This is a genomic window from Streptomyces sp. ASQP_92, assembly GCF_025399895.1.
GTDB lineage: Bacteria > Actinomycetota > Actinomycetes > Streptomycetales > Streptomycetaceae > Streptomyces.
Window position 1 is genome coordinate 261,450 of sequence record NZ_JAODUA010000007.1, and the last position, 26,014, is coordinate 287,463.

Annotated in this window: 24 protein-coding genes and 1 pseudogene; 10 read left to right on the forward strand and 15 right to left on the reverse strand. The window is 72.0% G+C overall.

Features of this window, described 5'->3' with window-relative positions:
• Nucleotides 1-77 precede the first annotated feature (77 nt).
• The 6 genes from N4G70_RS18495 (at nucleotide 78) to N4G70_RS18515 (ending at nucleotide 4,667) form a co-directional block, all read left to right on the forward strand.
• A complete protein-coding gene (locus tag N4G70_RS18495) occupies nucleotides 78-725 on the forward strand; it encodes an amino acid ABC transporter permease (protein WP_261713754.1) in 648 nt (215 codons plus the stop codon).
• Complete coding sequence (locus tag N4G70_RS18500) at nucleotides 722-1,636, forward strand: amino acid ABC transporter permease (RefSeq protein ID WP_261713755.1); 915 nt, start codon at nucleotides 722-724, stop codon at nucleotides 1,634-1,636. Before N4G70_RS18495 ends, N4G70_RS18500 begins: the two co-directional genes overlap by 4 nt.
• Nucleotides 1,637-1,779: 143 nt before the next feature.
• On the forward strand, nucleotides 1,780-3,477 hold the full coding sequence (locus N4G70_RS18505; protein WP_261713756.1) for an FAD-dependent monooxygenase: 1,698 nt from the start codon (nucleotides 1,780-1,782) through the stop codon (nucleotides 3,475-3,477).
• A 54-nt stretch (nucleotides 3,478-3,531) separates the two neighbouring features.
• Nucleotides 3,532-3,603: a putative leader peptide gene (locus N4G70_RS37030; protein WP_309544753.1), complete on the forward strand. Its 72-nt coding sequence runs from the start codon at nucleotides 3,532-3,534 to the stop codon at nucleotides 3,601-3,603.
• A gap of 150 nt (nucleotides 3,604-3,753) precedes the next feature.
• Nucleotides 3,754-4,263 (forward strand): cysteine dioxygenase, encoded by a 510-nt coding sequence (locus N4G70_RS18510; protein WP_261713757.1) that lies wholly within the window; start codon nucleotides 3,754-3,756, stop codon nucleotides 4,261-4,263.
• Entirely contained in the window at nucleotides 4,260-4,667 is a 408-nt protein-coding gene (locus tag N4G70_RS18515) for a rhodanese-like domain-containing protein (protein ID WP_261713758.1), read from the forward strand. Before N4G70_RS18510 ends, N4G70_RS18515 begins: the two co-directional genes overlap by 4 nt.
• A 73-nt stretch (nucleotides 4,668-4,740) precedes the next feature.
• Here N4G70_RS18515 and recX read toward each other — a convergent pair.
• From recX to N4G70_RS18535, 4 genes and pseudogenes are all read right to left on the reverse strand, one after another.
• A pseudogene (gene recX / locus N4G70_RS18520) lies at nucleotides 4,741-5,433 on the reverse strand (recombination regulator RecX); the annotation flags it as partial.
• Nucleotides 5,367-6,491: a recombinase RecA gene (gene recA, locus N4G70_RS18525; protein ID WP_261713759.1), complete on the reverse strand. Its 1,125-nt coding sequence runs from the start codon at nucleotides 6,489-6,491 to the stop codon at nucleotides 5,367-5,369. The pseudogene recX and the gene recA, both read right to left, overlap by 67 nt.
• A gap of 192 nt (nucleotides 6,492-6,683) precedes the next feature.
• The gene (locus N4G70_RS18530; protein ID WP_315904269.1) at nucleotides 6,684-7,772 is read right to left on the reverse strand and encodes an AI-2E family transporter; all 1,089 of its coding nucleotides are present in this window, start codon (nucleotides 7,770-7,772) and stop codon (nucleotides 6,684-6,686) included.
• Nucleotides 7,773-8,156: 384 nt separating this feature from the next.
• The gene (locus N4G70_RS18535; RefSeq protein WP_261713761.1) at nucleotides 8,157-8,351 is read right to left on the reverse strand and encodes a DUF3046 domain-containing protein; all 195 of its coding nucleotides are present in this window, start codon (nucleotides 8,349-8,351) and stop codon (nucleotides 8,157-8,159) included.
• 80 nt (nucleotides 8,352-8,431) lie between these two features.
• Here N4G70_RS18535 and N4G70_RS18540 point away from each other — a divergent pair, with 80 nt between their 5' ends.
• Complete coding sequence (locus N4G70_RS18540) at nucleotides 8,432-9,364, forward strand: hypothetical protein (RefSeq protein WP_261713762.1); 933 nt, start codon at nucleotides 8,432-8,434, stop codon at nucleotides 9,362-9,364.
• A gap of 25 nt (nucleotides 9,365-9,389) precedes the next feature.
• Here the strand turns inward: N4G70_RS18540 and N4G70_RS18545 are convergent, their stop codons facing one another.
• From N4G70_RS18545 to N4G70_RS18555, 3 genes are all read right to left on the reverse strand, one after another.
• Nucleotides 9,390-9,698, reverse strand: coding sequence for an AzlD domain-containing protein (locus tag N4G70_RS18545; RefSeq protein WP_261713763.1), 309 nt, complete (start codon nucleotides 9,696-9,698; stop codon nucleotides 9,390-9,392).
• Nucleotides 9,695-10,513: an AzlC family ABC transporter permease gene (locus N4G70_RS18550; protein WP_261713764.1), complete on the reverse strand. Its 819-nt coding sequence runs from the start codon at nucleotides 10,511-10,513 to the stop codon at nucleotides 9,695-9,697. Before N4G70_RS18550 ends, N4G70_RS18545 begins: the two co-directional genes overlap by 4 nt.
• A 125-nt stretch (nucleotides 10,514-10,638) precedes the next feature.
• Nucleotides 10,639-11,466, reverse strand: coding sequence for an AraC family transcriptional regulator (locus tag N4G70_RS18555; protein ID WP_261713765.1), 828 nt, complete (start codon nucleotides 11,464-11,466; stop codon nucleotides 10,639-10,641).
• Nucleotides 11,467-11,522: 56 nt separating this feature from the next.
• On the opposite strand from N4G70_RS18555, the gene N4G70_RS18560 reads away from it, so the two are divergent.
• The 3 genes from N4G70_RS18560 (at nucleotide 11,523) to N4G70_RS18570 (ending at nucleotide 17,850) form a co-directional block, all read left to right on the forward strand.
• Nucleotides 11,523-16,148, forward strand: a complete 4,626-nt coding sequence (locus N4G70_RS18560; protein ID WP_261713766.1) for an ATP-dependent helicase — start codon at nucleotides 11,523-11,525, stop codon at nucleotides 16,146-16,148.
• 96 nt (nucleotides 16,149-16,244) lie between these two features.
• Nucleotides 16,245-17,012 (forward strand): Fpg/Nei family DNA glycosylase, encoded by a 768-nt coding sequence (locus N4G70_RS18565; protein WP_261713767.1) that lies wholly within the window; start codon nucleotides 16,245-16,247, stop codon nucleotides 17,010-17,012.
• Nucleotides 17,013-17,085: 73 nt separating this feature from the next.
• The gene (locus tag N4G70_RS18570; protein ID WP_261713768.1) at nucleotides 17,086-17,850 is read left to right on the forward strand and encodes an SDR family NAD(P)-dependent oxidoreductase; all 765 of its coding nucleotides are present in this window, start codon (nucleotides 17,086-17,088) and stop codon (nucleotides 17,848-17,850) included.
• Here the strand turns inward: N4G70_RS18570 and N4G70_RS18575 are convergent.
• The 8 genes from N4G70_RS18575 to N4G70_RS18610 all read right to left on the reverse strand — a co-directional run bounded on the left by N4G70_RS18575 (nucleotide 17,798) and on the right by N4G70_RS18610 (nucleotide 25,937).
• Complete coding sequence (locus N4G70_RS18575) at nucleotides 17,798-18,043, reverse strand: hypothetical protein (RefSeq protein WP_399035932.1); 246 nt, start codon at nucleotides 18,041-18,043, stop codon at nucleotides 17,798-17,800. The genes N4G70_RS18570 and N4G70_RS18575 overlap by 53 nt on opposite strands.
• A 161-nt stretch (nucleotides 18,044-18,204) precedes the next feature.
• Nucleotides 18,205-18,675 (reverse strand): Dps family protein, encoded by a 471-nt coding sequence (locus tag N4G70_RS18580; protein WP_261713769.1) that lies wholly within the window; start codon nucleotides 18,673-18,675, stop codon nucleotides 18,205-18,207.
• Nucleotides 18,676-18,875: 200 nt separating this feature from the next.
• Nucleotides 18,876-19,259: a helix-turn-helix domain-containing protein gene (locus N4G70_RS18585; protein ID WP_120721030.1), complete on the reverse strand. Its 384-nt coding sequence runs from the start codon at nucleotides 19,257-19,259 to the stop codon at nucleotides 18,876-18,878.
• 109 nt (nucleotides 19,260-19,368) lie between these two features.
• On the reverse strand, nucleotides 19,369-19,878 hold the full coding sequence (locus tag N4G70_RS18590) for a CinA family protein (RefSeq protein WP_261713770.1): 510 nt from the start codon (nucleotides 19,876-19,878) through the stop codon (nucleotides 19,369-19,371).
• The gene (pgsA, locus tag N4G70_RS18595; protein WP_261713771.1) at nucleotides 19,875-20,543 is read right to left on the reverse strand and encodes a CDP-diacylglycerol--glycerol-3-phosphate 3-phosphatidyltransferase; all 669 of its coding nucleotides are present in this window, start codon (nucleotides 20,541-20,543) and stop codon (nucleotides 19,875-19,877) included. Before pgsA ends, N4G70_RS18590 begins: the two co-directional genes overlap by 4 nt.
• On the reverse strand, nucleotides 20,540-22,009 hold the full coding sequence (gene rimO, locus N4G70_RS18600) for a 30S ribosomal protein S12 methylthiotransferase RimO (protein ID WP_261713772.1): 1,470 nt from the start codon (nucleotides 22,007-22,009) through the stop codon (nucleotides 20,540-20,542). The genes pgsA and rimO overlap by 4 nt, the downstream gene beginning before the upstream one ends.
• Before the next feature lie 73 nt (nucleotides 22,010-22,082).
• A complete protein-coding gene (locus N4G70_RS18605; protein WP_261713773.1) occupies nucleotides 22,083-22,919 on the reverse strand; it encodes a helix-turn-helix domain-containing protein in 837 nt (278 codons plus the stop codon).
• A gap of 270 nt (nucleotides 22,920-23,189) precedes the next feature.
• The gene (locus N4G70_RS18610; RefSeq protein WP_261713774.1) at nucleotides 23,190-25,937 is read right to left on the reverse strand and encodes a DNA translocase FtsK; all 2,748 of its coding nucleotides are present in this window, start codon (nucleotides 25,935-25,937) and stop codon (nucleotides 23,190-23,192) included.
• Between the last annotated feature and the right edge of the window lie 77 nt (nucleotides 25,938-26,014).

Sequence of the window (26,014 nt, forward strand, 5' to 3'; positions counted from 1 at the left end):
CGCCCCGTACCGAGTACGGGGCGCCACGGCCCCGCCTGCCCGATCCCCCAGCCGCTGCCCGCCGACGCGGAGACCTCATGAACGTACTGCTCGACCATTTCGCGGAGTTCCGCGACGGCTTCATAGGCACTGTGGAGATCACCGCCGTCAGTTCGGTCATCGCCCTGGTCCTCGGACTGCTGCTCGCCGGTTTCCGGGTCTCCCCCGTGCCGCCGCTGCGCTTCTTCGGCACCGCCTGGGTGACGCTGCTGCGCAACACGCCGCTGACCCTGCTGTTCCTGGTCTTCTTCTTCGTCGTGCCGGAGATCCTCTTTCCCGGGATGAGCCCGTTCCTGCTCGGTTCGCTCGCGCTCGGCTTCTACACGGCGTCGTTCGTCTGCGAGGCCGTCAGGTCGGGTATCAGCACGGTGCCGCTGGGTCAGGCCGAGGCCGCCCGCTCGATCGGCATGAGCTTCACGCAGACCCTGCGCATGATCGTGCTGCCGCAGGCCACCCGGACCGTCATTCCGCCGCTGAGCTCGATCTTCATCGCGCTCACCAAGAACTCGGCGATCGCCGGAGCCTTCAGCGTCACCGAACTGTTCGGCTGGCAGAAACTGATGAGTGACCAGGGATATGACATCGTCCCCGTCTTCCTCTGGGTCGCCCTCGGCTATCTGATCGTCACCTTCGCGATGAGCGGTCTCTTCCGCCTTCTCGAGCGCCGCATGGAGGTCGCCCGATGAGCGCCAGCGTTCTCTACGACGCCCCCGGCCCGAAGGCTGTCGTACGCAACCGGATCTACGCCGTGGCCGGTTCCCTCGCGCTGCTCGCCCTGATCGCCCTCGCGATCGTCCGGCTCGCGGACAAGGGGCACCTCGACTACGCGATGTGGGACATCTTCAACTACTCGGGCATCCGGCAGAACATCGCGGATGCCGTGCTGGCCACCCTCAAGGCGTTCGGCCTCGCGGCCGTCGGCTCGCTGGTGCTGGGCGTGCTGTTGGCGGTCGCCCGGCTCTCCGACCACAAGCCGGTCCGCTGGGCGGCGACCACGTTCATCGAGCTGTTCCGTTCCATCCCGCTGCTCATCACGATCTACGCGGTCTGGGTCGGCTTCCTCACCGACTACTCGATGTGGGCGCTGGCGCTCGGCCTGTCGATCTACAACGGCTGCGTCCAGGCCGAGGTGCTGCGCGCCGGCGTCAACTCGGTTCCCAAGGGCCAGCGTGAGGCGGCGTACGCCCTCGGGATGAGCAAGACGCAGGTGATGGTCAGTGTCCTGATGCCGCAGGCCGTCCGGGCGATGCTGCCGACGATCATCAGCCAGCTCGTCGTCACCCTGAAGGACACCTCGCTCGGTTTCATCATCCTGTACCCGGAGCTGCTCCAGACGGCCCGTCTGATCGCGAGCAACACCCAGGTCAACGGCGAGTATCCGTATGTGTCGACCATCGTGGTCATCGGCAGCATCTATGTGGCGATGTGTCTGGTGCTGTCCGCCCTCGCCACGTGGATCGAGAAGCGCGGTCGCCGGGCGAAGACGGGGATCGCCATGGGGACGGCCGTCGCTCCCATCACGGCCGACGGGCCCGCGTCCGTCGTGGCCGTCACCGGCTCCGACGGTGCCGATGGGGCGTCCAGCACGACGATCTGACGGCATATGAGGCAGTGGCGTTCGCGTCGCTGCCTCCGTCACTTGACGCAAGCACGCGCAGTGGGTTGCATACGTTCTGTGATCGTGCACCGGGTTCCTCGCGCCACCTGCCAGCCGTCCCGACGCGCCTGGGGGGCCACGTCGTGGACCCGGTGATCGTCGTCGGCGCCGGTCCGGTGGGGCTGGCGCTGGCCCTCTCGCTGGCGTCCCAGGGCGTGCCGTCCGTGGTCCTCGACGAGGGGCCCGGCAAGGACGAGCCGCGTCCGGTGCGCACGGTGGTCCTGCGTCCGGACATCGCCTCGTTCGTGAGTGATCTCGGCTGTGCGACGGTGCGCGACGACGGTGCCCGCTGGGTCGGCTGGCGGTCCATGAGGCGGGGCCGTCTGCTGCGTCGCGTCGAGTTCGGCGAGGACGCGGAGGGCGGGCCGTCGCCGGTGCATCTGGCGCAGCACGCCCTGTCGCGCGGGTTGCGTGACGCGCTGGCCGCCTCCGGTCTCGTGCGGATCGTGGCGCACAGCCGGGTCGACACGCTGGAGCAGGACGCGAAGGGCGTCTCCCTGCATACGTCGGGGCCCGGTGGGACGTGGTGGCGGGGCAGTTACGCGGTGGGGTGCGACGGGGCGCGCTCGACGGTCCGCAAGCTCCTCGATGTCCGCTTCACGGGTCGTACGGCGGTGGAGCGCCAGGCGGTGGTGGCTCTGCGTACTGAACTGCCGTGGCCGGGTGAGGGGTTGCTGCATCGGTTGCCTCCGTGGCGGGCCGGTGGCGACGAGGTGACGGCGCGTCCGCTCCGGGACGGTGTGTGGCGCCTGGACTGGTTGCTTCCGCCGCGCGCCGATCTGGTGACGCCGGACGCCCTGGTGGGGCGCATCCGGGACACGCTCGCGGGCTGGTGCGGTGCGACGCCGCCGTACGAGCTCCTCGACACCGGTGTGCACACCGTGCACCATCGGCTGGCGCGGCGCTGGCGGGTGCGCCGCGCCTTTCTCGCCGGGGATGCGGCGCATCTGCTGGGCGCGCTCGGCACCCAGGCTCTGGACGAGGGTTTGCGGGACGCCCAGAACCTGTCCTGGAAGCTCGCGCGGGCGTGGCACCACGGTGGTGGTGAGGTGCTTCTGGACAGCTATCAGACGGAGCGGCGCTCGGCGGTCGCGACCCGGTTGCGGGCGGCCGACCAGTCGTTGCCGGTCCTGCGGGGCGGGGCGGGTCTGCGCGGCTGGGTTCCGGGTGCGGTGCGCGGTCACGACGCGCTGGTGACCGACGGCCACCTGGGCCGCGGCCCGCTCGGTGCGCCGCCGGCCTACCCGCTGTCGCCGCTGGCTCCCGAGCCGGCGGCCTCGCACATCCCGGTGGGTACGGAGCCGGGCGCTCCGGTCGCCGATGTGCCCGTCACGGCCCCCGACGGTTCGGTCGTGGCGTTGCGGGGCCGTCTGGGCAGGGGGCGTCTGCTGGTGGTCCTGGTCGCTCCGGGTACCGGTGTCTGGGACCGCCGGCACTGGCTGACGGCGGGTGTCATGCCCAGCTTGGACGCCGCGGTGAGTGCTCTGCCGCTGGAGGCGGAGCTTTTGGTCGCCGAGGCCTACCCGGGTGCCCCGGCCCATGCCGTCCTGCTCGTTCGCCCCGATGGCCATCTGGTCGCGGCGTTCAACGGTGTCCATCCCGTGGACATGCGCGCGGCGGCGGAGTCGGTACGGGGAGGGACGAGCCGGAGCGGGGCGGGTGGCGGGGTCGGCGACGGGGGCGGTCGTGGTGCGGGGGGCGATGGTGGCGCCGAGGGTGTGGGCGGTACGGGTGGGGTTGCGGAGGCGGCGGTGGAGGAGCGGACAGCTGACGTTAAGTGACGGTTGACCGACGCAGGCGCGCATGGTCTACTCCGGAACGTGACCGACACCGATGTGCGCCTGTGGCGGAGGGTCCATATGGACCTCGTCCGCTATGCGGGCTGCGTGTGTCGCCCGTCCTGCTGATTCGCCTTTTCCTTCGCGCCGTGCCGCCGCGCCCTTGTGTCGCCGCCGGCCGTACGCGCGCATTCGCGAACTTCCTCAGGATGGTCTGCCGTGTCGCTCTCCGCAAGCATTTCTGTCCCTTCGGCCGCGCCCGCCCCGGCCTCAACTCCCGTGCAGAGAAACGAGGTTGGGCCCAGCCAGGCCGAGCTTCTCGACTTCGCCCGCCGGATCGCCGAGGACGCCCCGCTGGTCGCGTCGTTGCCGCTGGACGCGCAGGGGCGTACCTGGGTCCGGCTGGACGGCCCGGGCGGCAGTGAGGCCTGGTTGATCGGGTGGCCGCCCGGCACCGGTACGGGCTGGCACGACCATGGTGGCTCGCACGGCGCGTTCGCCACCGCGTCCGGGGTGCTGCGCGAGGATTCCCTCGCGGCACGGCTGCCCACCGAGGGCTGGAAGACCCTGGAGCTCGCCGAAGGGGTCGACCGTTCACGGCAGTTGGGGCCCGGGGATGGTCGCGCTTTCGGGCCGCACCATGTGCATGAGGTGAGGAACGAGTCGGAGACCGAGCACGCGATCTCGGTGCATGCCTACTGGCCGCCGCTTCCGCTCATTCGGCGTTACAGCCGGACGGGCGCGGTGCTCCGTGTCGAGCAGGTCGAGCGTCCGGAGGACTGGCAGTGAGCACGGACCGTACGCGACCGGTGGGGATCGACGAACTTCTTGACCGGGTCCGGGCCGGTCTGGACCGGGTGACGGCGAAGGAGGCGTTCGCCGAGGTCTGCGAGGGGGCGCTGCTGGTGGACATCCGGTACGCCGCGCTGCGCGAGCGGGATGGTGTGATTCCTGGCGCCCTGGTCGTCGAGCGCAATGAACTGGAGTGGCGGCTCGACCCGTTGGGCAGTCACCGCGCCGCGGAGGCGACCAGCCACGACCTGCGTGTGGTGGTCGTCTGCAACGAGGGCTACGCGTCGTCGCTCGCGGCGGTGTCGCTGCGGCAGTTGGGGCTGTACCGGGCGACGGATCTGGTGGGCGGTTTCCAGGCGTGGCGTGCGGAGGGCCTGCCGGTCTCGGCCGCGGTGGAGTGACGGTCGCCGTCGCTGCCGGCCCCGGACGCCGCTGTTGCCTGGCGGGCCGGCGGCGGGCGGGGCCGCGTACGGCTCACGTCTCGTACAGGTCGTCCGCGTTCTCGCCTTCCTGCTCCAATGCCTGCCGGACGACCCTCAGGGCGAGGCCTTCCGGGTAGCCCTTGCGGGCGAGCATGCCGGCGAGGCGGCGGATCCGGCGGTCGCGGTCGAGGCCGCGGGTGGTGCGGAGTTTGCGGGCCACCAGTTCGCGCGCGGTCTCCTCCTCCCGGTCGGAGTCGAGCCGGCCGACGGCCTCGTCGATGACCGTGGAGTCCACGCCCTTGGTGCGCAGTTCGCGTGCCAGGGCGCGGCGGGCCAGTCCGCGTCCGTGGTGGCGGGACTCCACCCAGGCGTCGGCGAAGGCCGCGTCGTTGATCAGGCCGACTTCCTCGAAGCGGGACAGGACTTCTTCGGAGATCTCGTCGGGGATCTCCCGCTTCTTGAGGGCGTCGGCGAGTTGTTTGCGGGTTCGGGGGGTCCCGGTGAGCAGGCGCAGGCAGATCGCCCGCGCCCGCTCAGCCGGGTCCTGCGGCGGCGGCTCCTTCTCGGCCCTCGACGAGTCGGTGCCGTCGCCCGGTCGGTCCGGGCCGCCCCGCCGGGAGCGGGCCCGCTGGGGGCTCGGCTCCTCGGGGTCGGCCCATTCGGTCCTGCGGGTCACCGCTAGCTCTTGGCGGCGGCGGCCTTGGCCGTCTTGGCCTTGGTGGCCGGGGCGGGCACCGCGGCCGTGTCGGCCGCCGGGGCCGTCTCGCCCGCGGCGTCCTTGGCGGGCTCGGCGGCCGGGGCCTCGGGACGGACTCCGACGCCGAGCTTTTCGAGGATCTTCTTCTCGATCTCGTTGGCGAGGTCCGGATTGTCCTTGAGGAAGTTGCGGGCGTTCTCCTTGCCCTGGCCGAGCTGGTCGCCTTCGTACGTGTACCAGGCGCCGGCCTTGCGGACGAAGCCGTGCTCGACGCCCATGTCGATCAGGCCGCCCTCGCGGCTGATGCCCTGGCCGTAGAGGATGTCGAACTCGGCCTGCTTGAAGGGCGGCGCGACCTTGTTCTTGACGACCTTGACGCGGGTGCGGTTGCCGACCGCGTCGGTGCCGTCCTTGAGCGTCTCGATGCGGCGGATGTCGAGGCGCACGGAGGCGTAGAACTTCAGCGCCCGGCCACCGGTGGTGGTCTCGGGGGAGCCGAACATCACGCCGATCTTCTCGCGGAGCTGGTTGATGAAGATCGCGGTGGTCTTGGACTGGTTGAGCGCGCTGGTGATCTTCCGGAGCGCCTGGCTCATCAGACGGGCCTGGAGGCCGACGTGCGAGTCACCCATCTCGCCCTCGATTTCCGCGCGCGGCACCAGGGCCGCCACGGAGTCGATGACGATCAGGTCGAGGGCGCCGGAGCGGACCAGCATGTCGACGATTTCCAGCGCCTGCTCGCCGTTGTCCGGCTGCGACAGGATCAGGTTGTCGATGTCGACGCCGAGCTTCTTCGCGTACTCGGGGTCGAGGGCGTGTTCGGCGTCGATGAAGGCCACCGAGCCGCCGAGCTTCTGCGCGTTGGCCACCGCGTGCAGGGTCAGGGTCGTCTTGCCGGAGGACTCCGGGCCGTACACCTCCACGACGCGGCCGCGCGGCAGGCCGCCGACGCCGAGCGCCACGTCGAGCGCGGTCGACCCGGTGGGGATGACCTCGATGGGCTCATTCGGCCGCTCGCCCAGGCGCATCACCGCGCCCTTTCCGAATTGCCGTTCAATCTGTGCGAGCGCGGCGTCGAGCGCCTTCTCGCGGTCAGTACCTGCCATGGGTTCCACCCGATTTGCTTGAGTCGATCGCTTCACGTGAAAGACGCTAACCCCTGCCACTGACAATGGGCCCCGGCGTCCTTCCAGCCTGTGGATAACTCCACCGGAAACGCGGTGGAACCCTTGGGAACACAGGGCCGGAGTCCCATCAGAATGGATGTTCGATTTTGGTGTCAAGCGCACCACGCGGGGTCAGGCGGCGTCGGTGGAGTCCTGGCCGCGCGGCTGGTGCCTGCCGTGCACCCTGGGGTCGTCGGTCACGTCGTACCGCTTCACATAGGCGCCGAGGAACGCCTGGAGGGTGGCGACGGCCGGGATGGCGATGAGGGCGCCGACCGCGCCCATGAGGGCGGTGCCGGCGATCACCGAGCCGAAGGCGACGGCCGGGTGGATGTCCACGGTCTTCGCGGTGAGCTTGGGCTGGAGCATGTAGTTCTCGAACTGCTGGTAGATCACCACGAATCCGAGCACCCACACCGCGTACCAGGGGTCCACGGTGAACGCGAGCAGCATGGGCAGCGCGCCCGCCAGGTACGTGCCGATGGTGGGGATGAACTGGGAGACCAGGCCCACCCAGACGGCCAGCGCCGGCGCGTAGGGCACGCCCAGGATCTGGAGCAGGACGTAGTGGGCGACGCCGGAGATGAGCGCCATGAGGCCGCGCGAGTAGAGGTAGCCGCCCGTCTTGTCGACGGCGATCTCCCAGGCCCGCAGCACCTCCGCCTGGCGGGCGGGCGGCAGCACGGAGCAGATGGTCCGGCGCAGCCGGGGTCCGTCGGCGGCGAAGTAGAACGCGAACAGGAAGATCGTCAGCAGCCGGAAGAGGCCGCCCAGCACGGTCGTGGAGACGTCGAGGACGCCGGTGGCGCTGTTCTGCACGTACTTCTGCAGCCAGTCGGAGTGGAGCAGGCTGTCCTGCACCTCGACCCGGGAGAGTTCGGTGTGGAAGCTGTGGTTGACCCAGTTGATCACTGAGTCGAGGTACTTGGGGAACTGCTCGACCATGTCGACGATCTGGCCCGCCAGCATCGAGCCGAGCAGCACCACGAAGCCGACCGTCGCGATCATCAGGGCGAGGAAGACCAGGAAGGTCGCCAGGCCCCGGCGCATGCCGCGAGCCGCCATCCGGCCGACGGCGGGCTCCATGGCGAGCGCGACGAAGAAGGCGATCAGGATGTTGATCAGCAGCCCGATGAGCTGGTGGAAGGCCCAGCTGCCCAGTTGGAAGCAGGCGTACAGGGCGAGCACGAGCACCACGGCGCGCGGCAGCCAGCGGGGCATGCGGGCGGGGCCGCCGGTCCCCAGGGGGTGTGCCGGGGGCCGCCCGGAGCCGGGCGAAGCGCCGCGCGGGCCGTCCGCCCCGTCTGCTTCGCGGTCGTCGGTGTTGATCTCATCAGTCGGGGCCACGGGGCAAGTCTCGCCCATGCGTCCGGCCGTGAGCGCCCAACCCGTCCCGGCCGCCGACCGAAGGACCGGAACATCAGGGCCGGCCGTGTTCTTTGCTCCGGGGAGGACCCGCCGGTGCCCCGGTGACCCGCTCGGTGGGCGGCCGGGCCGTTCCGTGTCGTGCGGTCGTCGTACGTGCGGGGTGCGGTCGTCGTGCGTGCGGGGTGCGGTCGTCGTGCGTGCGGGGTGCGGTCGTCGTGCGTGCGGGGCGGGCTGTCGTCACCGCCGGTCGGCGGGCACGTCCATGGCCGCGCAGACCGCCCGCCAGACGTCCCTCGCCTCCCAGCCCGCGTCGAGGGCCTCGTGCACGGTGCGCCCGCCCAGTTCCGTCATCACATGGTCGCGCGCGAAGGAGTCCGCGTAGGCGGCGCCGAAGTGGTCGGCCATCCGCTCCCAGAAAATCGTCAACCGCATGACTCGAGTATCCCGCCCCTGAGAGTGCAGCCCCGTCCGTCGGGCTTGTCCACGGCTCTGTGGGCCCTACCGTCTGAAACATGGCTGGTTCAGGAGCATCCCCCCACTCCCCCGACTCCCCGCTGGCGCGCGCCGAGCACTTCATCTGGCTGACGGCCAGGGTGCTGGAGCAGCGCCGGTTCGCCTACCACTTCCTCGGCGGGGACGCCGACGCCGTCGAGGCGGCGCTCCGCGCCTATCAGGGCGACGACGGCGGGTACGGCCACGCCCTGGAACCCGATCTGCGCGGCCCCGTCAGCCAGCCCCTGCACACCGCGCACGCGCTGCGGGTCCTGGACTCGGTGGGGCGGCTCGGCGGGCAGCGGGTGGAGCGGGTGTGCCGCTATCTGACGGACGTCTCCACCAAGGACGGCGCGCTGCCCGCGCTGCACTCCTCACAGCGCGGCTATCCGGCGGCACCGTTCGTCCCCGTGGTGGACGACCCGCCCAGCGCCCTGCTGGCCACCGGTCCCGTGGTCGGGCTGCTCCACCGCAACCAGGTGTGGCATGCGTGGCTGTTCAGGGCCACCGACTTCTGCTGGGCGGCGGTGGACGCGCTGGAGACGTCGCATCCGTACGAGGTCGAGGCCGCGGTCGCCTTCCTGAACGGCGCCCCGGACCGTCCGCGGGCGCAGGCGGCCGCGGACCGGCTGGGCCGGCTGGTCAGGGAGCAGGGGCTCGCGGTGCTCGACCCGGCGCGGATCGACGACTTTCCCGTCGCCGAGGGGTACGCCCCGGGCGAGCACCACTTCCCGCACGACTACGCGCCCGCTCCCGAGTCCCTGGCGCGGCGCTGGTTCACCGACGAGGAGATGCGGCGCTCGCTGGATCACCTGGAGGCGGAGCAGCGGGAGGACGGCGGCTGGCCGATCCGCTGGCGGGCGTGGGCGCCCGGCACGGCCCTGGAGTGCCGCCCGATGGTGACGATCGAGGCGCTGCGTACGCTGCGCGCCCATGGCCGTGCCATCGGGTGACGCGAACGCGACGGCGGGCGCCCTGTCAGCCGCCCAGGGCGCGTACGGCGGCCGTGACGAGGACGGCGGCCGCCACGATCACCAGGAGCGGGGCGCGCAGCACCAGGGCGACGGCGGCCGCCGCGAGCCCCGCGCCCCGGGCGTCGAGCAGCACCTGGTGGCCGGTGCTGAAGGTCTGCTGCGCGGTGAGCGCGGCCAGCAGGGCCACCGGCAGCAGCGCCGAGAGTCGCTTGACGAGGGGGCGTTCCAGGGCGCCGGCGGGGACGAGCAGGCCCAGGAGTTTGACGAGGTAGCAGCCGAGGGCGGTGGCCGCGATGGCGATCCAGACGTTCAACGTGCTTGTCCCTTCGGGGAGTTCCCGGTCCGGCCGGCCGGCCCCGGATCGGTGATGCCGTGGGGGCGGCCCGGCCCCGGCCCATCGTCCTTGTCCCCTCCGCGCCCGCCGCGGCCCTTGAGGAACAGGACGACGGGCGCGGCCAGCGCCGCGACGAGGACGGGTACGCCGGCGGGCAGCACCGGGAGCAGCGCCAGGACTAGGAGGACGGCGAGGGCGGCGGTGACGCGCTCGGTGGCGGTCGTGAGCATGGGGGCGAGAAGGGCGAGGAAGACGGCGGGGCTGGCGGCGTCGAGTCCCCAGGCGTCGGTGTCGCCCAGGGCGCGCGCTCCGAGCGCCCCGGCGAGCGTGGTCAGGTTCCACAGCACGTACAGGGTGAGTCCGGTGACGGTGAAGCCGATGCGTGCGGCCCGCCGGGTCGGCTGGGCCAGGGTGACGGCGGTCGTCTCGTCGATGACCCACTGGGCGGCGAAGGGGCGCACCGCCCGCGGCAGCGCGAGCAGTTGGGACAGGCGCAGCCCGTAGAAGGCGTTGCGGACGCCGAGGAAGAAGGCGCCGGCCGCCGCGGTGAAGGGGTTTCCGCCGGCCGCGAGCGCGCCGACGAGCGCGAACTGCGACGCCCCGGTGAACACGAGCAGGCTGAGCGCGCACGTCTGGAGGAGGCCGAGTCCCGATCCGGCGGAGGTCACTCCGAAGGCGAACCCGGAGAGCCCCACGGCGACGCCGACGCCCAGGGCGTCGCGGACGACGGCCGCGTCGGGCCTGTCCCCGGCGTCGGGGCGTATGTCTGGGGGTGCTGTCTGTTCCGTTGCCACGCCGTGCACGGTAGGTGCGGGCCGCGCGCCGGTTCTTGTACGTTCTTGCGCGCCCGCGCCCGCGCTCCCGGACGCGCTCCTGCTGCCGCGCCTGTGCTGCGTCTCACCGGCCCGGCGCCCGGCGGTTACGTCCCGGCGCGCTCGCGGCGGTAGGCGCCGGGGGTGACGCCGACGATGCGGGTGAAGTGGCGGTTGAGGTGCGGCTGGTCGCTGAAGCCCACCGCGACGGCCGCGTCGGCGGGGGGTGTTCCGCCGTCCAGGAGGCGGCAGGCCCGGCGGACGCGTTCGCCGGTCAGCCAGGCGTGCGGCGGCAGCCCGTATTCCGCTTTGAAGGCGCGCAGCAGCGCGAACGGGCTGGTGTCCAGCTCCTTGGCCAGCGCTTCCAGGGACGGCGGCTCCGCCAGGCGCTCGGTCAGAAGGAGGCGTGCGGCGGCCGCGGCGCGGGCGCCCGCCGACCTCGGGGTGCGTTCGGGCAGGGCGTGGCCGTGCCGGCGCAGCAGCCGGGCGACGGCGATCCGGAACACGGTGTCGGCGGCGAGCGCGTTGCCCTGTTCGGCCGCGCGGTGGACGTCCTGGATGAGCAGGGCGGTGTCGGGGTCCTCGACGATGGTTTCGGCGAATCCGGCGGTACCGCGCAGTGTGGTGGTGTCCGCCGCGATGTCGGCGACCAGGTGCGCCGAGGGGTAGAGCGTGGCGTAGGTCCAGCCCTCGGGGACTCCGGCGTGGGCGGCGTGCGGCACCTCGGGGTTGATCATGACGACGGTGCCGGGGCGCGCCCGGATGGTCCCGCCGGGCAGGACCACGTCCTCGATCCCGGTGCGCACCGCGCCGAACACGAACCCTTCATGGGCGTGGCGCGGAAAGGAGTGGCTGACGTACCGGGCGCGGAGCAGGTCGAGGCCGGGCAGCTCGGGATACTGCCAGTGCCGTGCCCATTCCTCGACTCCTGCCACCCTCCCATTCTCGCAGCTCCGGGCCATTGTCAGTGGGTGGGTGCACGATGGGGACCATGGCACGGACAGCGCTGGATTCCTTCTCGCCCGCGACGCGCGGCTGGTTCACGGGGGCCTTCACCGCGCCCACCGCCGCGCAGGAGGGTGCCTGGCGGGCGATCGCGGAGGGCTCCGACGTCCTGGTCGTCGCGCCGACCGGCTCGGGCAAGACACTCGCCGCCTTCCTCGCCGCGCTCGACCGGCTGGCCGCCACGCCTCCGCCCGCCGAGGCGAAGAAGCGCTGCCGGGTCCTGTACGTGTCGCCGCTCAAGGCTCTCGCGGTCGATGTGGAGCGCAATCTGCGCTCTCCGCTGACCGGGATCCGTCAGGAGTCGGTGCGGCTCGGGCTGCCCGAGCCGGAGGTCCGCGTCGGCATCCGTTCCGGTGACACCCCGCCCGCCGAGCGCCGGGCGCTGACCACACGCCCGCCGGACATTTTGATCACCACACCCGAGTCGCTGTTCCTGATGCTGACCTCCGCCGCGCGTGAGGCGCTCGCGGGCATCGAGACGGTGATCCTGGACGAGGTGCACGCGGTGGCCGGCACCAAGCGGGGCGCCCATCTGGCGCTGTCCCTGGAGCGGTTGGACGAACTGCTTCCGAGGCCGGCCCGCCGGATCGGCCTGTCGGCGACGGTCCGCCCGGTGGACGAGGTGGCGCGCTATCTCTCCCCGCAGCGCAAGGTCGAGATCGTTCAGCCGCCCTCCGCCAAGGAGTTCGACCTGTCGGTGGTCGTGCCGGTGGAGGACATGGGCGAGCTGGCCGGCTCCCCCGCGGCCGACGCGCAGGAGGGGGCCGAGAAGCCGTCGATCTGGCCGCATGTCGAGGAGCGCATCGTCGACCTGGTGCAGGCGCACCGTTCGACGATCGTGTTCGCCAACTCCCGCCGCCTGGCCGAGCGGTTGTGCAACCGGCTCAACGAGATCGCGTACGAGCGCGCAATGGGTGAGCCGCTGCCCGAGACACACACGCCGGCGGATCTGATGGGCGGTTCGGGAGCGGCCGCGGGCGCCCCCGCGCTGCTCGCCAAGGCGCACCACGGTTCGGTGTCCAAGGAGCAGCGGGCCATCGTGGAGGAGGACCTGAAGGCGGGCCGGCTTCCGGCGGTGGTGGCCACCTCCAGCCTTGAACTGGGCATCGACATGGGCGCGGTGGACCTGGTGGTCCAGGTCGAGTCGCCGCCGTCCGTCGCCTCCGGGCTCCAGCGCGTGGGCCGCGCGGGGCATCAGGTGGGCGCGGTCTCCACCGGCGTCGTCTTCCCCAAGTACCGCGGGGATCTGGTGCAGTCGGCGGTGGTCACCGAGCGGATGCGTACGGGGGCGATCGAAGCGCTGCGCATTCCCTCCAACCCGCTGGACGTGCTGGCGCAGCAGCTGGTCGCGATGACCGCGCTCGACACCTGGCAGGTCGACGACCTGATGGCGCTGGTGCGGCGGGCCGCGCCGTTCGCCGCGCTCCCGGAGTCGGCGTTCACCGCGGTCCTGGACATGCTGGCGGGCCGCTATCCCTCGGACGCCTTCGCCGAGCTGCGCCCGCGCGTGGTGTGGGACCGGATCGCGGGCACCGTCACCGGCCGGCCCGGCGCCCAGCGGCTCGCCGTCACCTCGGGCGGCACCATCCCCGACCGCGGCCTGTTCGGTGTCTTCCTGGCGGGGGCCGACCCGAAGAAGGGCGGCGGCCGGGTCGGTGAGCTCGACGAGGAGATGGTGTACGAGTCGCGCGTGGGTGATGTCTTCACCCTGGGCACCACCTCGTGGCGGATCGAGGACATCACCCGCGACCGGGTCCTCGTCTCGCCCGCGCCCGGGGTGCCGGGCCGGCTGCCGTTCTGGAAGGGCGACCAGCTGGGCCGTCCCCTCGAACTGGGCCGCGCGCTCGGCGCGTTCCTGCGCGAGGTCGGCGCGCTCTCGCCCGACGACGCCCGGCTGCGTCTGCGCGCCGCGGGCCTCGACGCCTGGGCGGCCGACAATGTGATCGGCTATCTCGACGAGCAGCGCCAGGCCTGCGGCCATCTGCCGGACGACCGCACGATCCTGGTCGAGCGGTTCCGGGACGAGCTGGGCGACTGGCGCGTGGTCATCCACTCCCCCTTCGGTGCCCAGGTGCACGCCCCGTGGGCGCTGGCTCTTGGCGCCCGCCTGGCCGAGCGGTACGGCATGGACGCCCAGGTCATGCATGCCGACGACGGCATCGTGCTGCGGCTGCCCGACGCGGATCTGATGGGTCTGGACCTGCTGGACCAGGACCCCGCGCATCTCGACTCGACGTACGACAGCGAACAGGCGCCGGTGGGGGCCGCGGACGCGGTCTTCGACAAGGGCGAGATCGAGCAGATCGTCACCGACCAGGTCGGCAGCTCCGCGCTGTTCGCCTCGCGTTTTCGCGAGTGCGCCGCGCGCGCCCTGCTGCTGCCCCGGCGCACCCCGGGCAAGCGCACACCGCTGTGGCAGCAGCGCCAGCGGGCGGCCCAACTGCTCCAGGTGGCCAGCGAGTTCGGGTCCTTCCCGATCGTCCTCGAAGCGGTCCGCGAGTGCCTTCAGGACGTGTTCGACGTCCCCGGCCTGACGGAGTTGATGGGCGACCTCGAAGCGCGCCGGGTGCGCCTGGTGGAGGTCACCACGGCGGAGCCGTCCCCGTTCGCCCGCTCTCTTCTGTTCGGCTATGTCGCCCAGTTCCTCTATGAGGGTGATTCGCCGCTCGCCGAGCGGCGGGCCGCGGCGCTCTCCCTCGACTCGCGTCTGCTGGCGGAGCTGCTGGGCCAGGCCGAGCTGCGCGAACTGCTCGACGCGGAGGTCCTGAGCGAGCTGGAGCAGGAGCTCCAGTGGCTCACCGAGGACCGCCGCATCAAGGACGTCGAGGGCGTCGCCGACCTGCTGCGGGTCCTCGGGCCGCTCACCGGGGCCGAGTTGGCGCTGCGCGGTGCCGAGCCGGGCTGGGCCGCCGAGCTGGAAACGGCGCGCCGCGCCATCCGGGTCCGTATCGCCGGAGCCGACCACTGGGCGGCGATCGAGGACGCGGGACGACTGCGCGACGCGCTCGGCACCGCCCTGCCGGTCGGGGTGCCCGAAGCCTTCACCGAGCCGGTCAAGGACCCGCTCGGGGATCTGCTGTCCCGGTTCGCGCGCACCCACGGCCCGTTCACGTCGGCGACCGCCGCGGCCCGCTTCGGCCTGGGCGCCTCGGTCACGGACGGGGCGCTTCAGCGCCTGGCGGCCTCGGGGCGGGTCGTCCAGGGCGAGTTCCATCCGGCGGGCATCGGCCAGGAGTGGTGCGACGCGACGATCCTGCGCAGGCTGCGGCGGCGTTCGCTCGCCGCGCTGCGCCAGGAGCTGGAGCCGGTGCCGCCGGCCGCGCTCGCCACCTTCCTCCCCCAGTGGCAGCACCTGGGGTCCAACAAACTGCGCGGTATCGACGGACTGGCCCGCGCCGTCGAGCAGTTGCAGGGAGCCGCCGTGCCCGCCTCGGCCCTGGAGCGGCTGGTCCTGCCGTCCCGGGTGTCGGACTACGGCGCCGCGTTCCTGGACGAGCTCACCACGACCGGCGAGGTCATCTGGGCGGGGGCCGGGGCGCTGCCCGGCAAGGACGGCTGGGTCTCCCTGTATGTCGCCGACGCGGCCCCGCTGCTCTTGCCGCCGCCGCACCCGCTGGAACTGACCGCGCTCCACGAGTCGGTGCTCACCGCACTGGCCCCCGGCTACGGCCTGTTCTTCCGTCAGCTCGCCGATCAGGTCCGGGCCACCACCCACCCCGCGGCCACCGACCCCCAACTCGCCGACGCCGTATGGGACTTGGCGTGGTCGGGACGGCTCACCAACGACACCCTGGCGCCGCTGCGCGCCCTGCTCGGGTCGGGCCGCACCGCGGGTTCCACCGCGCACCGCGCCAAGCGGGCCGTGCCGCGCGGCCGGTACGGCACGCTGACCGGCGGGGCCCGCCCGGTCTCGCGTACCGGCCCGCCCACCGTCTCGGGCCGTTGGTCCCTGCTGCCCGCCCACGAGCCCGACCCGACCCACCGCGCCCACGCCCTGGCCCGCACCCTTTTGGACCGGCACGGCGTGGTCACCCGGGGCGCGGTGCAGGCCGAGGGCGTCGAGGGCGGCTTCTCGGCGACGTACCGGATCCTCGCCGCGTTCGAGGACAGCGGGCAGGCCCGGCGCGGCTATGTGGTCGAGGGGCTCGGTGCGGCCCAGTTCGCGATGGACGGCGCGGTCGACCGGCTGCGGGCGGCCGCCACCGCCCGGGACCGGGGGGCCGACGCGAACAGCGCCCCGCAGGCGATCGTCCTGGCGGCCGCCGACCCCGCCAATGCCTACGGCGCGGCGCTGCCGTGGCCGGAGCCGCCCAACGGCGCGGGGCACAAGCCGGGCCGCAAGGCGGGCTCCGTGGTGGTGCTGGTCGACGGCGAGCTCGTCCTGTATCTGGAGCGCGGCGGCAAGTCCCTGCTCGCCTGGGCCGCCGAGCCCGACGATCCTGCGCTGACGGCCGCCTCGGGGGCCCTCGCGGGCGCCGCGCGGGCCGGCCGGCTCGGCTCGATCACCGTGGAGCGCGCCAACGGCGACCCCGCCCTGACCTCGCCGCTCGCCCGCGCCCTGGAGACAGCGGGCTTCGTCCCCACCCCGAGGGGGCTGCGCCTGAGACCGTGACGCGGCCGCCCGGGCCCCAGCCCGCCCCGCTCCACCTCGACCCGCCCGTCCGCCCTCCCGGCGGCAATCCGACGCCCAGCCCGGCACAATTGGCCCATGCCCGAAGGTGACACCGTCTACCAGGCCGCGCGGCGGCTGCACACGGCGCTGGCCGGTCAGGTCCTCACCCGGTCCGATCTGCGGGTGCCGCGCTTCGCCACGGCCGACCTGACCGGGTCGTCGGTGCTGGAGGTGACCCCGCGCGGAAAGCACCTCCTGACCCGTATCGAGGGCGGCCTCACCCTGCACTCCCATCTGCGGATGGACGGGTCCTGGCGGATCTTCGAGCCCGGGCAGCGCTGGAACGGGGGCCCCTCCCACCAGATCCGGGCGATCCTCGGCAACGCCTCGCACACGGCCGTCGGGTATCGGCTGCCCGTGCTCGAACTGGTCCGCACCCAGGACGAGTCCACGGTGGTCGGCCATCTGGGCCCCGATCTGCTGGGCCCGGACTGGGACGCGGAGGTGGCCCTGCGCAACCTCCTGCGGGACCCCGCGCGTCCCATCGGCGAAGCCCTGCTCGACCAGCGCAACCTCGCCGGGGTCGGCAACGTGTTCAAGTCGGAGATCTGCTTCGCCGTCCGGGTCGTCCCCTGGCTGGCGATCGGTGAATTCCCCGCCCCCGAGCGCCTGGTGGCCACCGCGAAGCGGCTCCTGGAAGCCAACAGGGACCGCCCGATCCGCCAGGCGTACATCTACGGCCGGGCCGGCCGGCCGTGTCCGCGCTGCCGGACCACCATCCGCACCGCCGCGCAGCGCGACCCCTCGGGCCGGGAGCGGCCCACGTACTGGTGCCCCAAGTGCCAGCCGGCGCCCGCTCTTTGAGCACTTGGAGGCGCCGCACGAATGCCGCCCACGGTTATTGACGGCCCGTCAGATGTGGTCGTACCGTCCCGGCATGCCCCTCACGGCGTACGACCTCAGTGAGCGCACGGCCTTCGTCACAGGCGCGGCCGGCGGGATCGGCCGGGCCAGCGCCCTGCTGCTCGCGGAGGCCGGTGCCACGGTGCACTGCGCGGACCGCGACGAGGCGGGCCTGGACGAGACCCGGGCGCTGATCGCCAAGGCGGGCGGCACCGCCCATCTCCATCCGCTGGACGTCTCGGACCGCGCGCAGGTCAAGGCGGCTCTGGACGCCGCGGGACCGGTGCACATCCTGGCCGCGATCGCGGGAATCATGCACACCGGCTCGGTCCTGGACACCGAGGACGCCGACCTCGACCGGGTGCTCGCGGTCAACTTCCGGGGCGTGCTCCACGCCTGCCAGGATGCCGCGCGCTCGATGATCGCCCACGGCATCCGGGGCTCCCTCGTCACCATGGCCTCGGGCGCCGTGGACACCGGGCGGCCGGGCCTGTTCTGCTACAGCGTCTCGAAGGTCGCGGTCGTCCAGCTCACCAGGACGCTCGCCTGCGAGCTGGGCCCGCACGGGATCCGCGTCAATGCCGTCGCCCCCGGATGGATCCGCACCCCCATGACCGACCAGCACGCCGCCCGGGAGCAGGAGCAGATCGAGTCGATGATGCTCCGGCTCTCGCCGCTCGGCCGACTCGGCCGGCCCGAGGACGTCGCCCAGGCGGTGCTGTATCTCGCCGCGGACTCCTCGGAGTTCACGACGGGCCAGATTCTCCGTCCGAACGGCGGCGTCTCCATGCCCTGGTAGCGCGCCCGGCCCGCGGCCGCGCGCTCGACACGGACGCCACGTGCACCGGCAGCAGGCTCAGCCCCCAGCCGCCCGCGACCACGGCCCCCTCGACGAATCCCGTATGGGCCGGCACCAGCACCAGGCGCAGCACGGCCCACCACCACAGCGCCGCTACCACCAGCGCGGGCACCCAACGCACCGCCACCGTCATGGCCGCCTCCTCGGGCCGACGCTAGACCGCCGGAAAACCCGCCGGGAGGGCGCACCGGGGACGACCCCGGCGCGCTCCGAGCCCCGTGCGCGTCATCGCGTACGACCCGGCCCGTTCACGGGGTATTCGCACGCGGCGCGAGGAGGGCGCGTACACCGGACTCAGACCGTCTCGGCCTGGAACATCCAGGCGTGCTTCTCGAGGTCGGCGGTGAGTCCGATGAGGATGTCCTGGCTGATGGGGTCCGGGTCCGCGGTGGCCTCGATGCGCTCCCGCATCCGGGCCACGACCGCACCGAGGGCGTCCACCAGGATCTTCACCGCGTCGGTGTCCTTGATCCAGCCTTCCGGGACGGAGCCGATCGCGCTGGACTTCGCCACGGTGGCGGCGCGCCCGTCCGCGCTGACGCCGACGGCGGAGGCCCGCTCGGCGACCGTGTCCGAATGCAGCCGCGCGGTGTCGACGACCTCGTCGAGCTGGAGGTGTACGGACCGGAAGCGCGGGCCGACCACGTTCCAGTGCACCTGCTTGGACACCAGGGAGAGGTCCACGAGGTCGACGAGCGCGCCCTGCAGAGCGTCGCCGACCACCTTGAGGTCGGTGTCGGACAGCGGGCTCTTGATGTAGGACATGCGGTTCCTCCACTCGGACGGAACGCCCGCGACGTCACCCACGAGAGGAACACCCGTGCGGCGAATGCGGACGTATGCGCGATCTCCTACCACCCTGCCACAGAAGCCCCGAATCGGGCGCGGCGGAAAAGGGCTGAGCCCCGGCCGGTCATCTGGTGACCGGCCGGGGCTCAGTACAAGCCTGGGTGCGCGCCCGAGTGTCAGGCCGCGACGACGTCCACCGCTTCGGCGGGCGCCTTGATCGTCACTCGTTCCGTCGGGACGCCGGTCACCGACGTCACGGAGATCGAATTGAGCATCGGACGTACCGGCGCACGCACCGGGTCGCTCGCTGCCGCAGACGCGGCGAGCTCGGCCAGTGCCAGCTCGTCGCTCACTTCCCGCATGAGCTCGGACATCCGTACGTCAAGCGCGTCGCAGATCGCGGAGAGCAGCTCGGAGGATGCCTCCTTCTGCCCCCGCTCCACCTCGGAGAGATAGCCGAGTGAGACTCGGGCGGACGAGGAGACTTCGCGCAGAGTACGGCCCTGGCGCTGGCGCTGCCGACGCAGCACGTCACCCAGCAGGCGACGGAGCAGAATCATCGGTGGCTCCCTCCTCGGACCGCGTAGCCGCATCCTTCTCGCCCCACCGTACCGCCTCGCGACGCGGCCGTGCGGGGAGCGATGTCGTGTTCACTCAGGGCTGCAAACATCAAATCCCCCCGTTCTGTTCCGTATCCTGTGCCCGCTCATCCTTGCGCAGTTCACTGGAGAGCAGTTCGAGCACGCTGCGTACACTCTTCTTACGGATTTCCGCCCGGTCGCCGTTCAACCGCAACGCGACCGTTTTGTTGGATCCCGAGGGGCCAACGGCCGAAACGTATACCGTTCCCACCGGCTTTCCGTCCTGGGGATCGGGCCCCGCGACGCCGGTGGTGGCGATCCCCCAGCTCGCGCCGAGCAGCTCGCGCACCCCCGCCGCCATCTGCTGCGCGACCTCGGGATCGACGGCTCCGCGCTCGGCCAGAAGGGTCCCGTCCACGCCCAGGACGACCCGCTTGAGCTCGGTCGCGTACGCGGTCACCGAGCCCCGGAAGACGCGCGAGGCGCCGGGCACCGACGTCAGCTCCGCGGCCACCAGGCCGCCCGTCAGGGACTCCGCCACCGCCAGCGTCTGGTCACGCTCCGTGAGCAGGCGCAGGAGCCGGGCCGCCTCGTTCACAACGCCGGTCCCCCGCCGGCCCGCTGCGCGGCGAGCCCCTGGCGCCTCAGCACGATCGCCTGGCGCACATAGTCGAGCCCCGTGACGACGGTCAGCACCACGGCGAGCGCCATCACCCAGAACCTCAGGGTGGCCAGCGGCCCCGTCAGGGCGAGCACGTACATCCCGGTCGCGGTGCCCTGGGCGAGGGTCTTCAGCTTGCCGCCGCGGCTGGCCGGAATCACACCGTGCCGGATGACCCAGAAACGCAGGAGCGTGATGCCCAGTTCGCGGAACAGGATGACGCCGGTGACCCACCACGGCAGGTCGCCGAGCAGCGAGAGACAGATCAGCGCGGCCCCCATGATCGCCTTGTCGGCGATCGGGTCGGCGATCTTGCCGAAGTCAGTGACCAGGTTGTACGTGCGGGCCAGATGCCCGTCGAAGATGTCGGTGATCATGGCGACGGCGAAGGCCGCCCAGGCCCAGGCCCGCATCGCAGGGTCGTAGCCGCCGTCCGCGAGCAGCAGCATGACGAAGCCCGGCACGAGCACGAGCCGGATCATGGTGAGGATGTTGGCGATGTTCCAGAGGCTGGCCTGATTGACGGCCGCAGCACCCAGCTTGCCGCCGGGCGCCGGCGTCCGGCCGGTACCGCCCGCCGCCGATGCCGGGACTCCGGTCATCTGCCCGCCTCCTCAACCCCGCCAACCAACTCGACCACGAGGTCGACGCCTTCGGTGGCGACGACCTTGGCCTCGACCATAAGGCCGGGCGCAAGTCCGGCGCTCTCGGTGAAGACGACCTGGCCGTCGGTCTCGGGCGCCTGGTGCTCGGCGCGGCCGACCGCCCCGTCCTCGTCGTCGACGCTCTCGACCAGGACGCGCACGGTGTCGCCGATGCGCTCCTCGGCGCGCTGCGCGGTGAGCTCCTCGGCGAGGCGCGAGAGGTGGGCGAGGCGCTCGGCGATGGTGTCCTCGTCCAGCTTGCCCTCGTAGCCGACCGCTTCGGTGCCCTCCTCGTCGGAGTAGCCGAAAACGCCGATGGCGTCGAGGCGGGCCGCGGTGAGGAAGCGTTCCAGCTCCTTGAAGTCCTCCTCGGTCTCGCCCGGGAAGCCGACGATGAAGTTGGACCGCACCCCGGCCGTCGGGGCCTTGGCGCGGATGGTGTCGAGCAGTTCGAGGAACCGCTCGGTGTCACCGAAGCGCCGCATCGCGCGCAGCACGCCGGGCGCCGAGTGCTGGAAGGAGAGGTCGAAGTAGGGCACGACCTTGTCGGTCGACGTCAGGACGTCGATGAGGCCGGGCCGCATCTCGGCGGGCTGGAGGTAGCTGACCCGGACCCGCTCGATGCCCTCGACCTCGGCGAGCTCGGGGAGGAGCGTTTCGAGCAGCCGGATGTCGCCCAGGTCCTTGCCGTAGGAGGTGTTGTTCTCGGAGACCAGCATGACCTCCTTGACGCCCTGCTCGGCCAGCCAGCGGGTCTCGCCGAGCACGTCGCTGGGACGGCGCGAGATGAAGGAGCCGCGGAAGGAGGGGATGGCGCAGAACGAGCAGCGGCGGTCGCAGCCGGAGGCCAGCTTCACGGAGGCGACCGGGCTGGTGTCGAGCCTGCGCCGCAGCGGGGCGCGCGGCCCGGAGGCGGGCGCGAGGCCTTCGGGGAGGTCCTCGGGCGGGGTGTCCTGGGCGTGGCCGGGCAGCGCCACATCGGGGGCGGCCTGGCGCTCGGCCGGGCTGATCGGCAGCAGCTTGCGCCGGTCGCGCGGGGTGTGCGAGGCGTGGATGCCGCCGTTGAGGATGGTCTGGAGGCGGTCGGAGATGTCGGCGTAGTCGTCGAAGCCGAGGACGCCGTCGGCCTCGGGCAGCGCCTCGGCGAGGTCCTTGCCGTAGCGCTCGGCCATGCAGCCGACCGCGACGACGGCCTGGGTCCTGCCGTGATCCTTCAGATCGTTGGCTTCGAGGAGGGCGTCGACGGAGTCCTTCTTGGCGGCTTCGACGAATCCACAGGTGTTGACGACGGCGACGTCCGCGTCCGATGCGTCCTCGACGAGCTCCCAGCCGTCCGCTGCCAAGCGGCCTGCGAGCTCCTCCGAGTCCACCTCGTTACGGGCGCAGCCAAGAGTGACAAGGGCGACGGTGCGGCGTTCGGGCATGGACTCAAGACTACTTTGTCCTGGCCCACGCCCCCGCCGCGAGGGTCGTGGGCGTGGGCCCGGCGCCTGCGGCTCAGCCGACCTGAGGGTCGCCCTTGGTGTAGCTCAGGCGCTCCACCTGGCCGTCCTCGAATTTGCTGTCGATCTTCTTGCCGTTGACGTAGAGCTCGATGGCCCCGGCATTGCCGAGGATCAGGTCGACCTGCTGGCCGTCCTGGAAGGTCTGGGCCTCGCCCTTCTGGAGCAGGCCGTCGAAGAGCATCTTGCCGTTGTGGTCCTTGGCGGAGATCCAGCTCTTGTCGTTGACCGCGGTGACCTTGACGGTGACCTTGTCGGCGGGGACGGCGGCGATGGCGCTGTCCGAGGGGCTGGGGGTGGGCTTGGGTTCGGCGGGCTTGGACGGAGGGGGGCTGGCCGGGGGCTGCGACGGGGGCTTCTGCTGGGCGGGGCCCTCGGCGACGGAGGTGTTCTTCTTCTCGCTGCCGCCGCTGAACATGGTGAAGCCGACGAAGCCGACGACCACGACGATCGCGGCCACCATCGCGGCGGTCCAGTTGGGCCGGCGCGCCTCGGGGCGGATACGTTCCGCCTCGAACAGGGGGGCCGCGGGGGTGGGTGCGGGACGGCCGCCGTGGTCGGCGTCGTACTGCTCGACCAAGGGAGCGGGGTCGAGGCCCACCGCCTGGGCGAAGATGCGGACGTGGCCGCGCGCGTATACGTCGCCGCCGCAGCGCGAGAAGTCGTCCTGCTCGATCGCGTGCACGATGGGGATGCGCACCCGGGTGGTGGAACTGACCTCGTCGACCGTCAGTCCGGCGGCGATACGGGCCTGCTGAAGTACACGGCCGATCGATGGCCCGTCGTCTGCGATCGAAGGCCGGTCGTCTTCGGGAGAGTTGCCGATGGACACGGGGGCGCCTTTCGAGCGTGAGCCACCTGCTGGATGTTCAGTCTAGGGGGGGTACGAAAGCGTGGGGCAACCGGTGGGGCGGAGTTTGTACGCCATCGGTATGGCCGTACCCCGGACAACGGACCACACTTGCTTCCACCTCTCCCTCAACTTGACGTACGACCAAGGGAAACGGTTGCTCGGGGATCCCGTACGAGTGCTGTTTGGGCCGGATGGCGGTCAGTCGGGCCCAACAGCCCCGCCCGCCTCACGGCCGGCTCCCCGGCGCCCTCAGGGAGCCTCCCCGCGGATCACCGCGAGCACTCCATCGAGTTCGTCCGGTTTGACCAGGACATCGCGGGCCTTGGAGCCCTCGCTGGGGCCGACGATGTTGCGCGACTCCATCAGGTCCATCAGCCGGCCCGCCTTGGCGAAACCGACCCGCAGCTTGCGCTGGAGCATCGACGTCGAGCCGAACTGGGTGGAGACCACCAGCTCGGCGGCCTGGCACAGCAGGTCGAGGTCGTCGCCGATCTCCTCGTCGATCTCCTTCTTCTGCTTGGTCCCCACGGTGACGTCGTCCCGGAAGACCGGCGCCATCTGGTCCTTGCAGTGCTGGACCACGGCCTGGATCTCGTCCTCGGTGACGAAGGCGCCCTGGAGGCGGACCGGCTTGTTGGCGCCCATCGGCAGGAAAAGACCGTCGCCCTTGCCGATCAGCTTCTCGGCGCCGGGCTGGTCGAGGATGACCCGGCTGTCGGCGAGCGAGGAGGTGGCGAACGCGAGCCGCGAGGGCACGTTCGCCTTGATCAGGCCGGTGACGACGTCGACCGAGGGCCGCTGGGTGGCAAGGACCAGGTGGATGCCGGCGGCACGGGCGAGCTGCGTGATGCGGACGATCGCGTCCTCCACGTCACGCGGCGCGACCATCATCAGGTCGGCGAGCTCGTCGACGATGACCAGGAGGTACGGGTACGGCGTCAGCTCGCGCTCGCTGCCCTCGGGCAGCTTCACCTTGCCGTTGCGGATGGCCTCGTTGAAGTCGTCGATGTGGCGGAAGCCGAACGCCGCGAGGTCGTCGTAGCGCAGGTCCATCTCGCGCACGACCCACTGGAGCGCCTCGGCGGCCCGCTTCGGGTTGGTGATGATCGGCGTGATGAGGTGCGGAATGCCCTCGTACGCCGTCAGCTCCACCCGCTTGGGGTCGACGAGCACCATGCGGACGTCCTCGGGGGTCGCCCGCACCATCACCGAGGTGATGAGGCAGTTGATGCACGAGGACTTTCCGGAACCGGTGGCTCCGGCGACCAGGACGTGCGGCATCTTGGCCAGGTTGGCCATGACGTAGCCGCCCTCGACGTCCTTGCCGAGCGCCACCAGCATCGGATGGTCGTCCTCGGCCGCGTCCGCCAGGCGCAGTACGTCGCCGAGGTTGACCATCTCGCGGTCGGTGTTGGGAATCTCGATGCCCACGGCCGACTTCCCCGGGATCGGGGAGATGATCCGCACGTCGGGGCTGGCGACGGCGTACGCGATGTTCTTGGCGAGGGCGGTGATGCGTTCGACCTTGACGGCGGGCCCGAGCTCGACCTCGTAGCGCGTGACCGTCGGTCCGCGGGTGAAGCCGGTGACGCTCGCGTCGACCTTGAACTCCATGAAGACGTTCTGCAGCGAGGCGACGACCGCGTCGTTGGCGGCGCTGCGCGTCTTGCCGGGGCCGCCCTTCTCCAGGAGGTCGAGGGAGGGCAGCGCGTAGGTGATGTCCCCGGCGAGCCGGAGCTGTTCGGCGCGCGGCGGCAGCGGCTCGGTGGCCTCGCGCGCCGGCTTCGTCAGGTCCGGTACGACGGGGGGCGCGCCCGGGGTGGCCTTCGGCGCCCTGGGCTGCGCGGTCCCGGCGGCCCGGGCGGTCGGCAGCGGGGTGGGCTCCTTCTCCCGTTCGCCGGTGACGCCCTGCGTGAGGTCGGCGACGACGGGCGAGGGGGGCAGGCCGTTGAGCACGGCGCCGTCGAGCGCCGCGGCCGCGGCGGCGGCCACGTCCACGGGGTCGAGCCCGTTTTCGAACGCGGGCTGCACGGAGGCCCTCCGGGGCTTGCGGCGCCGCGAGAGCGCCTCTTCCTCGGCGTGCGCCGGGTCGTCCTCGACGGGGACCACCGGGCGGCGCCGGGTGCGCTGGACGGGCTCGGCCTCGCGCCACTCGTCGTCGTACAGCTCCTCCTCGGCGAACTCCTGCGGGAGGGGTTCCAGGACGCCGAGGCGAACGCCGAGCAGCCGCAGGCGTTGCGGGATGGCGTTGACGGGTGTCGCGGTGACCACGAGCAGCCCGAAGACGGTGAGCAGGACCAGCATGGGCACGGCGAGCACATCGCCCAGGGTGAATTCGAGCGGCTTGGACGCGGTCCAGCCGATCAGGCCGCCCGCGTCCTGCAGGGCGTCGGTGCCGGCGTTGCGGCCCGGCGAGCCGCACGCGATGTGGACCTGGCCGAGCACGCCGAGCACGAGCGCGGACAGGCCGATGACGATCCGCCCGTTGGCCTCGGGCTTCTCGGGATAGAGGATGAGCCGGATCGCGATGGCGCCGAGGAGCAGCGGCACCACCACGTCGAGCCGGCCGAAGGCGCCGGTCACCAGCATCTGTACGAGCTCGCCGACCGGGCCGCGCAGATTCGACCAGGTGCCGGCGGCGACGATCAGCGCGAGGCCGAGCAGCAGCAGCGCGACGCCGTCCTTGCGGTGGGCGGGGTCGAGTCCCTTGGCGCCGCGTCCTATTCCGCGGAACAGCGCGCCGACCGCGTGGGCCGCGCCGAGCCAGACGGCGCGGGCGAGCCGGTACACGCCTCCGGTCGGGGACGCCGCCGCCTTGGGCGCGGGCCTGGGAGCGGCCGCCTTCTTCGCGGGCGCTCTCCTGGGGGCGGTCTTCTTGGCGGGTGCCTTGGGGGCCGCGGCCTTCGCGGGCGCGACCTTCTTCGCCGGGGTACGGCCGGTGCGCTTCGCGGTGCCCGCCGTGCCCTGGGAACCCTTGCCGGACGTACGTGAGGCCATGGTGCTGAGGTTACCTGGGTCGGCGCCGGTGGACACGTGTGCCTACGGCTTCACCCGTCCGTGTCGTCCATCCCGGG

Coding starts and splice junctions, on each gene's coding strand:
- N4G70_RS18495 (WP_261713754.1), top strand. CDS start 78: ATGAACGTACTGCTCGACCATTTCGCGGAGTTCCGCGACGGCTTCATA.
- N4G70_RS18500 (WP_261713755.1), top strand. CDS start 722: ATGAGCGCCAGCGTTCTCTACGACGCCCCCGGCCCGAAGGCTGTCGTA.
- recA (WP_261713759.1), bottom strand. CDS start 6,491: ATGGCAGGTACTGACCGCGAGAAGGCGCTCGACGCCGCGCTCGCACAG.
- N4G70_RS18530 (WP_315904269.1), bottom strand. CDS start 7,772: ATGCCCCGCTGGCTGCCGCGCGCCGTGGTGCTCGTGCTCGCCCTGTAC.
- N4G70_RS18535 (WP_261713761.1), bottom strand. CDS start 8,351: ATGCGGTTGACGATTTTCTGGGAGCGGATGGCCGACCACTTCGGCGCC.
- N4G70_RS18540 (WP_261713762.1), top strand. CDS start 8,432: ATGGCTGGTTCAGGAGCATCCCCCCACTCCCCCGACTCCCCGCTGGCG.
- N4G70_RS18560 (WP_261713766.1), top strand. CDS start 11,523: ATGGCACGGACAGCGCTGGATTCCTTCTCGCCCGCGACGCGCGGCTGG.
- N4G70_RS18565 (WP_261713767.1), top strand. CDS start 16,245: ATGCCCGAAGGTGACACCGTCTACCAGGCCGCGCGGCGGCTGCACACG.
- N4G70_RS18570 (WP_261713768.1), top strand. CDS start 17,086: ATGCCCCTCACGGCGTACGACCTCAGTGAGCGCACGGCCTTCGTCACA.
- N4G70_RS18575 (WP_399035932.1), bottom strand. CDS start 18,043: ATGACGGTGGCGGTGCGTTGGGTGCCCGCGCTGGTGGTAGCGGCGCTG.
- N4G70_RS18580 (WP_261713769.1), bottom strand. CDS start 18,675: ATGTCCTACATCAAGAGCCCGCTGTCCGACACCGACCTCAAGGTGGTC.
- N4G70_RS18585 (WP_120721030.1), bottom strand. CDS start 19,259: ATGATTCTGCTCCGTCGCCTGCTGGGTGACGTGCTGCGTCGGCAGCGC.
- pgsA (WP_261713771.1), bottom strand. CDS start 20,543: ATGACCGGAGTCCCGGCATCGGCGGCGGGCGGTACCGGCCGGACGCCG.
- rimO (WP_261713772.1), bottom strand. CDS start 22,009: ATGCCCGAACGCCGCACCGTCGCCCTTGTCACTCTTGGCTGCGCCCGT.
- N4G70_RS18610 (WP_261713774.1), bottom strand. CDS start 25,937: ATGGCCTCACGTACGTCCGGCAAGGGTTCCCAGGGCACGGCGGGCACC.